The organism is Rahnella sp. BCC 1045 (assembly GCF_019049615.1).
GTDB classification, from domain to species: Bacteria; Pseudomonadota; Gammaproteobacteria; order Enterobacterales; family Enterobacteriaceae; genus Rahnella; species Rahnella contaminans.
The window spans coordinates 1-13,050 of record NZ_JAFMOZ010000135.1; the positions used below are offsets into that span (position 1 = coordinate 1).

Below are 13,050 nucleotides of genomic sequence, written 5' to 3' on the forward strand. Positions count from 1 at the left end.
ATTGGAGTAAGTCAAGGAGTTCGTCATTTTTCTTAGCAGTATTTTTGTATAGTAGCTGTGTTTACTACCGACCAAATAATCTACAAAATCGGAATTATTCCATACACCACATTAATAGAGCAGACTGGAAGAATTTCAGATTTGCTGTTGTGAGAACAGGCAAAGATTGTCAACTGCAGAGCTTTACCGACCTAATCCTTGAACTTAAAGATGAATCCGTGTTGTTTTGGGAAAATATTCAGCTTTAACGTGCTTTCTCTCGAAATCATATCTCGGATTGAGAGCGTTACTATCTAAATCGAATGCCCTAAATGCTGCCCATCACTTTGATCTGATTTCTTCGGAATTGGTACGAATTGAACAGGCTTCTTTCTATTCAACTATTTGCGAAATAGGTATCAATTTGAATATTCTTACTACTTATTAGCTTTGAATCGCCAATTCATAGCCAATTTTGTATGTAACTCATTGATAATATGTTACTTAAAAAGTATTCGGTCTTTTTTTTGCCTGTTTTTTAAATCAGTAAGTTACACCTCTTCCTGCTTTTTCCATAACTGCAAATGAGCTCTTTTAGCCGTAGCCTATTCCCAGTGGATTTCGCCAGTCATTCAAGCAGTTTTGCACGCGTCCAGGGTTGTTTACCTGTGATTTGCGTGGCGATATGTTCGATGAATTGCTGCGTGGATGCTTTCTTGCCAAAGCTCATCAGGGACAGAGGAAGAATAAGAAGAATAACTAATGGAGTGAATGTGAAATAGTGCATGTCACGGCTGCGTTGTGTATACAAAAAGATTCCGCTGCAAAGACTGCCGAGGATTAACCCTGAGATCACTTCACTGACGGAATGAGCATGCAGTGCGATCCGGCTGATACCCACCATAATGGCAATGAAATACCCAACAGCAATCATCAGCCTGCGTCTGTCAGATTGAAAACGTTGGCTTATCAGCCAGAACATCACCGGCCATAAAGTGGCAGACATCGTGGTATGTCCGCTGAAGCCTGTAAAATTAAATGTACTGCTGCCAATGCCCCAGGCGAGAAACAGTAGTTTTGAAATGCTCACTGCAAGACCCGAAATCCCCAGAGTAATCAGCCAAATTAATGCCGTGGCCGGGCCATCAGCTTTCCACAGCATAAATAAAGCGAGGGTTATTCCGGTCGGTAAAATGAGCATACTGTCGCCAAAATAGGTCAGGATATTCCAAAGCAAGACGTAGCCCTCGACGATAAATAATAAATTCTTCAAAAGAATCAATCGGAAAGTGTATCAGCAGAGGGTTTTTAACCAAAAGGGATTAGCTTCTCTCACTCCATTTTCAGACTGCAACCCGATTTTTACAGGATTACACACTTTGTAAACCTGGTAATACAGTCCTAATTTATTGTATTACTTGAAATAATTATTGTTTATATTGCAGTTAGGGAGTGACAGTTTTAACTTTGATATTCCACCACAATGAGAGGAAAGGAAAATGAAAGCTGCTGTTGTCAATAAAGACCATTCTGTTGATGTCGTTGAGAAAACTCTGCGTGCATTGGAGCATGGTGAAGCACTTTTACAGATGGAGTGCTGTGGTGTTTGTCATACGGATTTACATGTAAAAAATGGGGATTTTGGTGACAAGACTGGCGTGATCCTTGGCCATGAAGGCATTGGTATCGTTAAGAAAATTGGTCCGGGTGTGACTGCGCTGAAAGTGGGTGATCGCGCGAGCGTCGCCTGGTTCTTTAAAGGCTGCGGACATTGCGAGTACTGTACCACCGGCAATGAAACACTCTGTCGTGAGGCTGTGAATGCGGGTTATACCGCGGACGGTGGCATGGCTGAAGAATGTATCGTTTCAGCAGATTATGCAGTGAAAGTGCCGGATGGTCTGGAATCCGCTGCAGCCAGCAGTGTGACTTGCGCAGGCGTAACAACGTATAAAGCTGTGAAAGTTTCAGGTATCCAACCGGGTAAATGGATTGCCATTTATGGATTGGGTGGCCTGGGAAATCTGGCGTTGCAATATGCTAAGAATGTGTTTAATGCAAAAGTTATTGCAATTGATGTGAACGATCTGCAATTAGAGTTTGCTGCCGAAATGGGCGCAGATTTGACCATCAATATGCTAAAAGACGATGCTGCAAAAATCATTCAGGAAAAAGTGGGGGGTGCTCACGCCGCAGTTGTCACGGCTACAGCGAAATCGGCATTCAATTCTGCCGTTGATGCCATGCGTGCCGGTGGACGTATCGTCGCAGTGGGGTTGCCTCCTGAATCCATGAGTCTGAACATTCCGCGTCTGGTTCTGGACGGTATTCAGGTTGTCGGTTCGCTGGTTGGCACACGTGAGGATTTGGCGGAAGCATTCCAGTTTGCCGCAGAAGGTAAAGTCGTACCAAAAGTCACTAAACGTCCATTGGGTGATATCAATGCTATTTTCCGCGAAATGGAACAAGGCAAAATTAAAGGCAGAATGGTGATCGATTTTACGCATAAGTAAAATTTCCATCATGTGAGTGGCGCTGCTGGAAATACTACGGCGTCACTCATGGCATATCATCGTGATAATGTCAGTGATTCAGCAGATAAAAAAAAGCCCGCTCGGGGCGGGCTGAAAGGGGTATTACGAGGGTCTTACACACTATGAAGGACAGTTCATAGTGGACACAGGAGAAGGAATGTCTTCCTCGGGAATAAAGGTAACAAACCTAATGTCGATTTATGTCAAACCAGAGTAAGTTTACTCTGCAACATGTAACTCCCACCAATACAGGTTTACATAAAACGTTATACTCAACCCTGACATTTCTGCGCCATCAAGCGAGATACAGCCACCAGAGCCCTGCATGACAAGGAGCTTTATGAAATATTGGTTAGGTTCTGTCGTCATTATGCTGATTATTGTAATCAACGGTCCGTGGATAAACCGTCATATTCCCGCTGAATATAATCCGTTCGCGCCAATTGCCCTTAATGACCCACCAACGTTAATTACCCGCTATAAAATGTGGAAACTGGACAAGAACCCGCAGGCTTGTATGGCGGTACTGGAGAGGGTTCAGCAAGATGGCGGATTAATATTCAGTAATCCAGGCAAGATGAGCGGTAAATGCCCTTTGGATAATCCAGTAAGAGTTAGGGCATTGGGTGGTGTCGCTTTAAGTTCGAGCTTTCTGGCGAGTTGTCGCCTTGCGCTGAGTAGCGCGATGTTTGTCTCGCAGGTCGCAAAACCGCTGGCGCAGCAAAAACTGGGAACGCTGTTAATTCGTATCGAGCATCTGGGCAGCTATGCCTGTCGTAACATGTATAACAAACCGGATGCCCGTTTGAGCGAACACGCTACGGCAGAAGCACTGGATGTTTCCGGATTCCAGCTGATGGATGGACGGCATTTGACTGTGCTGAAACAGTGGCCTCAGGAGGGCGCGGAAGCGGACTATATGCATACCATATTTGCTGAAAGCTGCGGATATTTTGGCAATTCCATCGGACCCGAATATAACGCAGCGCATGCCAATCACTTTCACTTTGGCATGCGCTTGTTTGGTTTTTGCCGCTAGTTATTCATCGGCTAAATAACGTTCGGCGAGACGTGCCCAGTACGCAGCACCGAAACTCAAGCTTTCATCATTAAAGTTGTAGGCAGGGTTATGGAGAACGGCGCTGTCGCCATTCCCAAGGCGCAGGAAGCAGCCGGGTTTTTGTTGAAGGAAATACGCAAAATCTTCACTGCCGGAAATAGGGGCCAGATTTTCGACCACATTCTCTTCACCGACCAGCTCTTTTGCGACCTCCAGTGCGAACGCCGTTTCTTTATCATGATTAACCAGCACCGGATATCCTGGTACATATTCAATCTCAGCACGTGCTCCATAGGCTGCGGCATGGTTAGATACCAGGGTGCGAATACGTTCCTCCAGTATTTTTCGTACACCTGCATCAAATGAACGAACGCTCATTTCAAGGCGAGCTGTTTCTGGGATCACGTTGGCCGCATGCCCTGAATGTAAAGAGCCGATGGTGACAACGGCTGTTTCATTGGGATCTATGTTCCGGGAAATAATGGATTGGAGCGTCACAACCAGGCTGCTGGCGACTAGAATCGGGTCGACGGTCATATGAGGGCGCGCAGCATGACCGCCTTTGCCGTGGATCGTGATATTTACCGTATCGCAGGCCGCCATAAACGAGCCTGAACGGAACATCATTTTTCCAACCGGATAACCGGGGTGATTGTGCAGGCCGTATACCGCGTCACAGGGAAAACGCTCGAACAATTGCTCGGCCAGCATGCGTTCTGCGCCACTGTTAAAACCAATTTCTTCAGCGGGTTGGAAAATCAGGTTCACAGTGCCTGAGAAATTTTTGCTGCGCGCCAGTTGCTCGGCGGCTCCCAGCAGCATGGCGGTATGGCCATCGTGGCCGCAGGCGTGCATTTTCCCCGGTGACTTACTCGCATAACTGACACCTGTCAGTTCAGTGATAGGCAGGGCGTCCATATCAGCACGGATACCGATACTGCGTTTACCCGTCCCCAGAGTCATTGAACCGATAACCCCGTGACCACCGACGCCGGACGTGACTTTAAACCCCAGAGACTGCAGCTTCTCAGCGACTAAAGCAGCAGTGTCGGATTCTTCATTAGAAAGCTCAGGATTCTGATGCAGGTGTTGACGAACTTCGCGCAGCCCCGGAACAAGGTCGGCCACGTCAGCGATGGTGCAAAATGATTTATTATTCATTATGAGGATCTGTTTTTGCCAGGAAGATATCCGGCCTTAAGACCGGTGCCGCGTCATTACAGGGAACAGAATGCAATGCGAGAACCCGGCTGGCAATCAATTAATCAGTGAGAAAACTGGATTTTTGAAATTATGGAATGTTCAATTCAATCACGGTATGTAATTGATGTAAAAAGCTAAAGTTTTTACGAGATGTTGCGCAATTAATGATTTTGACTCTGGACGCTCCGACGCCACATCTATACCGTTGTATTTGTTTGTACCGGCACAGACAGATTTTAAAAAATATCAGGCAAATGCTATGCATCCGCCTGATATGACGTCTCAAGATAATGAAGGTGTCTGAGAGGAGATAAAGAGGATTAAGCGGGCATATAGCTAATGGAATGCTCCAGAGAATCGCACTGGGAATCGATAAGTACATTCCAGATCCCTTTATAAGGGATGCCAACATAGGCCGTATTTTGATCGTTAACCGTCAAAATATCGCCGAAACCTGAGTGGCGTCCATTTCGCTCAATATCATTTTCACACATCAGATGGATGTGGCATTTTTCTGAACAACGAATGACGACTGTGTCGCCACCAAACAGACTGAGTCTGGCTCGAACGATAGGCATGACTTTCCCCCAATGAAGATAAAGCACCTGAAATACGCTGTAACCGAACACTGCCAGGTTTTACGTCACCCAGACCAGGAGTGATTTTGGTCACATAACGCTCTTTAACCTATAAAACCAGAGTAAAGCAGGGGGAATAATGACTTTAATCAAAACTTGTAAGACTCTTCTGAAGATTAATTATTCGTCAGTCATGCAGCTGTAAATGAAAATGACCATACTTTTAACAATGCAGGGTGAATGTAGGTACGCGGTTAATGTCCGGTGAGAAATTCAATTGGATGCTAACATCCAGAGATTATCTTTCTATGCAGTGATGAAGTGTATTCATTCGTTACAGGGTAATAAATTAGCTGCTTTTTCTTTCACAAGCTGACACCCTATAGGTGTATAGCATGTGCGTGCGCTTGAAATTGATTATTATCGGATTTTTTACCGTCTCACACGCGCACAATGCGGGTGATGAAAAAAACGTGCGCTACACTTTCTTATTTTCTCCAGTTATAAGGGCATCGGATGATTTGCTCCGAAAAATTCAAATATTTCAGAAACTTCAGCGCATTAGCCCTGGTTCTGAATGCGACTTTTAGCCTGCCGGTACACGCGGATGACTCGCAGTTACGGGCATGTGGCAATGCAAAAACGGCCAAAGACTGCCAGTTACCTTTTCAACAGGGGTTTTCGGCTGTTCAGGTAGGCTTATCACGTGAGCCACTATGGGGCTATCTTGATACCACCGGGCACATGGCAATCAAACCTGATTTCAGCGACGCGCGCGGATTTGTTCATGATCTCGCCGTTGTTAAAAAAGGTGATCAATACGGTTACATCGATAAGAAAGGCCACTGGGTCATTGAGCCGCGTTTTACCCGCGCAACCGATTTCAATGCACAGGGTACTGCGCTGGTCGTCACGGATAACCGTCTGGCATTAATTGACCGCAAAGGTGCCATTGTGAAAACTCTGCCGTTTGCTGTTTCTCTCGACACCCATGGTTTTGCGGGCGGACAGGCGCTGGCAAGCGTCCAAACTCAGGTTTCCCCTACGCTGTGGAATGCTGCAACCGATCGCTCCCTTTCTCTGCCTGACGATGTGATGGCGCTCGATCTGCCGCAGTCCGGGCTTATCCCCGCTAAAAAGCGTGATTCCGCAAATGACGGTTACTGGGGGTATCTGGACGAAAACGGTGAATGGGCAATTGACCCGATGATCCTGAAAGCGCGCGATGAGCCTCAGCTTAGCGGCGACGTGGTTGCTGTCAAAATCAAAAACGGGTGGAGTTTCGTTGATCGTCAGGGCGTTTCATTAAATAAAGAACAGTATAAATCTGTACGTCCTCTCTCTTCCGGTAACTGGCTGGTTACCGGCAACGATAATTCCAGGCAGTTGCTCAGCAGCAAACTGGAAAAAGTGCAGGATATTCCTGCCGATCAGTCCGAAAATATTATCGTCTGGGGTAAGGCAACGCTGGCTACGGGCAGCAAAGGTATTGTCATCGTTGGGGCCGATAACCAGGTTGTTTCCCTGAAAGTGAATAAACCTCAGTTCCTGCAACAGGGCAACCGCCTTTGGGTCATGCAAACTGAAGGGAAAGCACCGCAGGTAGTACAGGTTTATGACAACAATGGCGTTGCATTACTCAATGATGCCACACTCGCTGCGCTGAAAGATTATCAGGTGAAGCCATTGGGTACGTCTGTACTGACCGATGATATCGCCACATTGCCGGAAGTCACTGCGGATGTAGCGCACACACTGCCATGGGCGGCTCTGGCGCCTGCAGACACCACAAAACCACCGGCAATCCTGACCTCGCAGGGCAACGTTCTTTCGGATCCTCAGTGGGCTGCTATCGATGGCGATGCGTCTCAGGCTCCGCTGATTGTCCATACGCAAACCCAAAAAGTGGGTGCGGTAGACGGCGCGGGCAAATGGGTTATTCAGCCGGTTTATCAGCAGATCAGCGCGTTTTCCGGTGACTACACCTGGGCTGTCGAAAACAGTAATAATACCGATACCAAACGCTTAATAGACCGCAATGGCAGCGTAACGGATGTGCCATCGGATATCTTGCAAAACGCCCAGCGTCTTTCCGGCGGTTTGTTGTATTACACCGAAGGCGTTAATGATGCCCGTCGCTGGGGCTTATGGGATATTGCGAGCAAGAGCGTTAAAGCAGCCCCTCAGTTTACTCAAATCGAATCCTTCAATGAGGGGTTCGCTCTGGCGAAAGCCGATGCCGGATGGGGTGTTATCGGCACCAACGGTGTATGGGCAATTGCGCCGGATCCAAGCCGTAGCGGGAAATTCCAGTATATTGGCCAGGGCGTTTTCACCCTGTCTGATAACGATCAGCCGGGCGAACGCAGTGATCTTTCGAGTCATTTCAGCCTGTACAGCGCAAACAGCGGTCAGGCTATTGCCGAAGACCTGCTGGCAAGACCACAATCAGTCGGGCAGGGGCACTGGCTGGTCCAGCCTTCCGAAGGGGGCGTCGCGCTGTTAGACAGCGCTGGCCGCTATCCAGTCAGCAAAGCCATTGCAGCTTCATCAAGCTCAGTGCAGGGCGACTGGGTAATGCTCAGTTTCTCTCCTCACTTTGGTGCCATTAATGCGCAGGGTAATTGGCAGATTCAGCCTTTTTACACCGAAGAATTCAATTTCATTTCGCCTTTGAACTGGAGCCGTGCCGTCAGTGACGGGCATACCACGCTAATAAACGATCACGGTGCTGTTCCGCTGGATGGTTTCGAGCAAGCTCAACCACTGAATTCACTGATGCGACTGACTATGAATGATGATGTAACCGGCGAAACGGTGCTGTATGACAATGACGGCAATGAGATCCAACGTTTCGCCGGGCTCGACAGCTTGCAGGCAGATAAAGCCAGTGCCGGTGTAATCCCGTTACGCGACAGCAAAGGGCTTTATGGTTTCGTTGATCAACAAGGTAAGAAACTGATCGGTTCTTATTTTGATCAGGTTGGCGCAATGAATAATAACTTTGCCACAGCCATGAAGAAATCGACTTACGGCAACCTCTTTGGTTATATCAGCACGACCGGCCGTTTCGCTATCTTGCCTAAATTCGATTGGGCCGATAATTTCAGCGAAAAACACGCATGGGCGGGCGGCAAAGGTGTCGTCAGCTTGCTGAACGCGGAAGGTGCCGTTCAGGCGAAAATTCAGGTGCGTTGTAATCAGCGCGTAATCGTGGACGCAAAAGGCGCTTATCTCTGGCCTGCAAAAGCGCCTTCATGCGGTACCGGGAGTAACTAATGATTGTCAGCAAACCTTCAAGGCTACGGAAAGCACTTCTTTGCGCATTGAACACCAGCAGCGCACTGGCCTTATTGACGCTGACAGCTTCTGCAAATGCGGCTGAACCTTCCGGTTGTTTTGCTCCGTTGCCAGCTTCGCAAAACGATGTACAACGGCGTAACGCGTTGCCAGCTGTTCAAAACTTGTGTATCCGTGATGTTCATGAAGGGCGCGCGGCTGTGCTTTTACCGGCTGCTGACGCAGCCAGAGAGCGCTGGGGCTTTCTGGATAATCAAGGGCAACTGGTTATAAAACCTGTCTTTGAAGATGTCGGTGATTATCATTACGGCGTTGCAGCCGCTAAACAACAGGGGAAGTGGGGGTTTATTGATACTACCGGGAACTGGCTGATTCAGCCTGGTTTCGATGCGGTACAACCTTTTACTGAATCCGGTTTAGCCGTTGTGACAGTGGCCGGGAAGTCGCAGATTATCGATCGCAAAGGCGCGCAGGTTGGAAAAGCGCTGGATGATTTAGTGGACGAGGCCATTCTGAGTAATGGCCTCCCCGCCCGTTTGCAGCTGTCGTTTAACAGCGTGCTGCTTTCCCCAGATGGTGTTCGCCATGTAGCAACAGACAAAATGGAAGTTGCGGAACCTTTTGGGACTCAGGGATTGTTCATCGCCTTCGATGCCAGCAAAGGTTATGGCATCGTGGATGAAAATCTGGGCTGGCGCATTGCACCACAGTATGCCGCCATTACGCTTGATCCGCGTAATCCGGCAGTGGCACTCGCGAAAAATTCCGACGGAATTACGTTAATTCGTGCAGACGGCGTTCAGGATGAGCAAAAGTACTTGTCAGTCAGTGAAGAAACCGGTGCTTTCTGGCTGGCGAAAACGGCTGATGGTGTGAAGTTACTGGATAACTCCGCCGTTGTGATTGCAACGTTTAGCGATTCTGATGCCGCCGCTCTGCGGGTTTCGGGGGACTATGTCCTTAACCCGACTTCGAAAGAAAATCTCATCGTATTTGTTCCCGGCCGTAAACAACCTCTGACATTGCCTGCCGCCAGCGAGCCGTGGGGGCAGACTACCGGTGAGTTTCTGGTGACCACCCGCGGTGAGCAGAAAAAAGTGAACGCGATAATTGCACCTTCAGGCGGAATGATTGGTGGTGCTCAGAATGTCGGCTGGCTGGCGCAAATTTCCAGTGCGGAAGTGATCAATCACCGTCTGTGGCTGCGTAATGATCAGGGCGATGTCGTGAATGTTGTTGATTCGACCGGAAAGGCGTTGCTGAACCCGAAGACGATCAGTGCGCTTGAAAATAGCCGGATTGAACCGCTCAATGCTGGCGATGACCACGTTACCACGCAGTCGCCATTGGCTCTTATCCGCCCTGAGGCAGGAACCAGCAAAACAGGTGCTGGTTTCCTGAAACCGGACGGTTCTCTGCAAATTGATAACAAATGGCAGGATATTGAATCAGCGGACAGCAGCGAAGATATCGGGCAATTTATTGTCAGAACGGCTGATGGCACCGGCGTGATTGATGCGCAAGGGAAAGTGGTTATTCCTCTGACAGAAGACAACATATCTCCGTTTGTAAAAGGCTATGCGCTGGATTATCTGGATGGAAAGCTGACGGCGCTCGACCACGCCGGCAAGCATTATAATTTGCCGGATGTGTTTGATCTGGAGTCGGTCGGTAACGGCTGGTTCCGTTACCACGAAACGGCAGCTGAAGGGGCATTGTGGGGAATTTACGATGCCATTAACCAGAAAATGGTCATTCAGCCTTCCTACCAGGATGTGGGTGATTATGCCAACAATCAGGTTGCCGTTCAGACGCCAAAAGGCCTTTGGGGGATCCTCGACGGTCAGGGTAAAACGATGGTGGAAGCTAAATACGCCAAAGTTAAGCGCATCAATTCTGCTTTATGGCTGCTGACACAACCGGCAACGGACGATCAGCCAGAGTCCCGTGTGATTGCAGAAATCATTGGCAATGATACGAAAACCCGGATTGCGCCGACGGCCGGTCTGGCGGTAAATCAGTTTAGTGATGGGCGCATTCTGGCAACGTCTGCCGCCGGGCAATCCTGGCTTCTGGACGCCAAAGGCAATATTCAGCTTCACGAGCAGCAAACCCGAATCAGCGCACTGGGCGACTGGGTGAAACTATCCCGCCAGCCGCAGGAAGGTTATTTGTCGGCGCAGGGTGACTGGCAGATCCAACCCGCTATCGATACCCGGGGCTCCGCCTTTGCACAGGGTCGCGCATTACGTTCTACAACTGCAGGATTTGAGCTGATTGACGACAAAGGGACGCGTGTCGCCGCGATGCCTGAAGGGACATGGAACCTGCCTTTGGGGAGTACGTTGTCTGTTTCTTATGATCCGCAAAACAGTGAGGTCGCAACCCGCTATGTCGATAATACCGGCAAACTGGTTCTGACTGTGGCAGGTTTCGCCAGCCGTATGGTTGACGGACATGCTGTTCTGACACGTGCTGATGGTACAAAAACCTGGATTGACGGGCAGGGGAAAGCCGCTGATGCTGTCTCTTACGCCGATCTCGGTTTGCCTCATGACGGTCTGGCGTTCGCTAAAACGGATACTACCTACGGTTTTGTAGATGCGCAGGGTAACTACGTGATCGCGCCTGTTTATAGCGCAGTTTCACCGTTTGACGGGGGGGTTGCGATTGTCTCGACGCCCGCAATGTCGATGATGATCGATAAGACAGGCAAGCCACTCGCGCGGTTGAATAAAGAGTGCGGCATTTCTGTTTTATACGGCGCGGGCAGTTCGCGCCAGTGGCCACAGAAAATGCCGGATAATTGCAAACCCTGAGCCTGATGCTTGCGTTCAAAACCCGCTGCGGCGGGTTTTTTTGTGCTAATGTTTAACTGTAATGGCAGTGAACTATCTCAATTGAAAGGATAAATTATGATCCCGCAGATCCCGCTTAAATACAGGGACGCAGAACGCTGGTCTTTTGGTGATACTGAATCGTCAGCAGATGAACTGGCCAAACGTGTCATGGCCGGTACCAAAACAGCGACCTGCTCAAATCTCGATGATGATCCTGAACCTGAGCCGGGCGAAGTGTTCGTTGTGGTCGACGGCCGCAACAACCCGGTTTGTGCGGTACAACTGACCGAAGTGAAACAGGTTCCGTTTGATCAGGTAACAGAGCAGCATGCCTGGGAAGAAGGTGAAGGTGACCGCACGCTGGCTTACTGGCGTAAGGAACACCAGCGTTTCTTCGAAGAGTATGAAATGTTTGAACCGACGATGCCTCTGTTGCTCATGAAGTTCCGGATGATCGAAAAGTTCTAACTTTATCATGTGGCCTGAGAAGGAAAATCAGGCCAAAAACCTCAAGGCATAAGATCTACCTGATGTTGTTGATCTGTCGTTCGGGAATGAGTCATGTCCGCCAATTCAGTAAATCCTCATACGTTTTCACCCCTTTCCCGAATACCGTATTTCAGCCAGTGGGAAGATCCGTCCTGCGCTGCGGGCATTATCGCCGGTGATATTGCGCTCAGCGATATCCGCCTCTGGCGTCAGTCTGGCGCGGCTTCTCAGGAAGAATTTATCGAATGGGCCAATCATGTCTGCGGAATGTGTTGCCTGAAAATGGTGCTGGCGGCAGTTTCCGGAACTGTCGTACCCATTCTCGAACTGACCCGGCGCAGCCAGACGTACGGCGCTTATGTCCGTGAAGGGAATAATATTAAAGGGCTGATTTACGCGCCGTTTGTAGAGTACGTCCGTCAGGAGTTAGGGCTGAGCGCACAGGTCAAAGTGAATATTTCTGCGCAAGATATTGCTTCACAGCTCGATGTTCACCGGTTTTTCATTGCTTCGGTGCATCCGTCGATTCGTATCCCTGAATCTGTTCCGCCGGCTAAGGGCGGACATCTGGTTCTGGTCACGCGCGCTGATGTCGGATCTGTGACCTTCCATAACCCGTCGGGTCACGATATTTCCTCGCAGCAGGATGTCACTCTGCCGGTTGAAACTTTTGCCCGCTTTTTTGCCGGGCGCGGAATAGCTCTGGTGTCTGACAGTAACTGACCGCAAGCGGCATGGCGAACACAATTCCGTTCGCCATGCAGTGTTACTCCAGTCGCATGATCCACTCATCTTTCTGCTTATCGTACTTCTCTTTATACAACACAGAATGACGGCCATCGACAACCGCCGGGACGCTGGTGTGATCATCCCACGCATCAAGTTGCATACACAAATCAGGGTCTGATTTGCACGGAATATGCACTTTATCGCCGCCTTTTGCCTCAGGCGTAGAGAGATGTGCATCGTCAATTTCATAACTGCCAATTCTGATACTCGATTTTCCCATCAGGTACTCCTTGCCAGGATGACGCCAGTGATTTCAGTAACATCAGGTACGACCAGTT

10 protein-coding genes are annotated in these 13,050 nt (G+C 49.1%); 6 read left to right on the forward strand and 4 right to left on the reverse strand.

From position 1 onward, the window contains the following. Positions 1-607: 607 nt before the first annotated feature. Positions 608-1,216 (reverse strand): phosphatase PAP2 family protein, encoded by a 609-nt coding sequence (locus J1782_RS17420; protein ID WP_217153640.1) that lies wholly within the window; start codon positions 1,214-1,216, stop codon positions 608-610. 262 nt (positions 1,217-1,478) lie between these two features. Here J1782_RS17420 and adhP point away from each other — a divergent pair, with 262 nt between their 5' ends. Beyond that, entirely contained in the window at positions 1,479-2,492 is a 1,014-nt protein-coding gene (gene adhP, locus J1782_RS17425) for an alcohol dehydrogenase AdhP (RefSeq protein ID WP_217153610.1), read from the forward strand. Between the two features lie 361 nt (positions 2,493-2,853). Beyond that, positions 2,854-3,552, forward strand: coding sequence for an extensin family protein (locus tag J1782_RS17430; RefSeq protein ID WP_217153611.1), 699 nt, complete (start codon positions 2,854-2,856; stop codon positions 3,550-3,552). On the opposite strand, the gene J1782_RS17435 is transcribed toward J1782_RS17430, so the two are convergent. Further along, complete coding sequence (locus J1782_RS17435) at positions 3,553-4,734, reverse strand: M20 aminoacylase family protein (RefSeq protein WP_217153612.1); 1,182 nt, start codon at positions 4,732-4,734, stop codon at positions 3,553-3,555. 362 nt (positions 4,735-5,096) lie between these two features. Further along, positions 5,097-5,354: a DUF1883 domain-containing protein gene (locus J1782_RS17440; RefSeq protein WP_152325668.1), complete on the reverse strand. Its 258-nt coding sequence runs from the start codon at positions 5,352-5,354 to the stop codon at positions 5,097-5,099. Positions 5,355-5,870: 516 nt separating this feature from the next. Between J1782_RS17440 and J1782_RS17445 the strand changes: the two genes are divergently transcribed. The 4 genes from J1782_RS17445 to J1782_RS17460 all read left to right on the forward strand — a co-directional run bounded on the left by J1782_RS17445 (position 5,871) and on the right by J1782_RS17460 (position 12,706). Further along, positions 5,871-8,633: a WG repeat-containing protein gene (locus tag J1782_RS17445; RefSeq protein ID WP_217153613.1), complete on the forward strand. Its 2,763-nt coding sequence runs from the start codon at positions 5,871-5,873 to the stop codon at positions 8,631-8,633. Then, on the forward strand, positions 8,633-11,473 hold the full coding sequence (locus tag J1782_RS17450) for a WG repeat-containing protein (protein WP_217153614.1): 2,841 nt from the start codon (positions 8,633-8,635) through the stop codon (positions 11,471-11,473). The genes J1782_RS17445 and J1782_RS17450 overlap by 1 nt, the downstream gene beginning before the upstream one ends. Positions 11,474-11,569: 96 nt before the next feature. Next, the gene (locus tag J1782_RS17455) at positions 11,570-11,962 is read left to right on the forward strand and encodes an ASCH domain-containing protein (protein ID WP_165056871.1); all 393 of its coding nucleotides are present in this window, start codon (positions 11,570-11,572) and stop codon (positions 11,960-11,962) included. Between the two features lie 93 nt (positions 11,963-12,055). After that, a complete protein-coding gene (locus tag J1782_RS17460) occupies positions 12,056-12,706 on the forward strand; it encodes a C39 family peptidase (RefSeq protein ID WP_152325672.1) in 651 nt (216 codons plus the stop codon). A 43-nt stretch (positions 12,707-12,749) separates the two neighbouring features. On the opposite strand, the gene J1782_RS17465 is transcribed toward J1782_RS17460, so the two are convergent. Beyond that, entirely contained in the window at positions 12,750-12,992 is a 243-nt protein-coding gene (locus tag J1782_RS17465) for a YebV family protein (RefSeq protein ID WP_152325673.1), read from the reverse strand. Positions 12,993-13,050 lie beyond the last annotated feature (58 nt).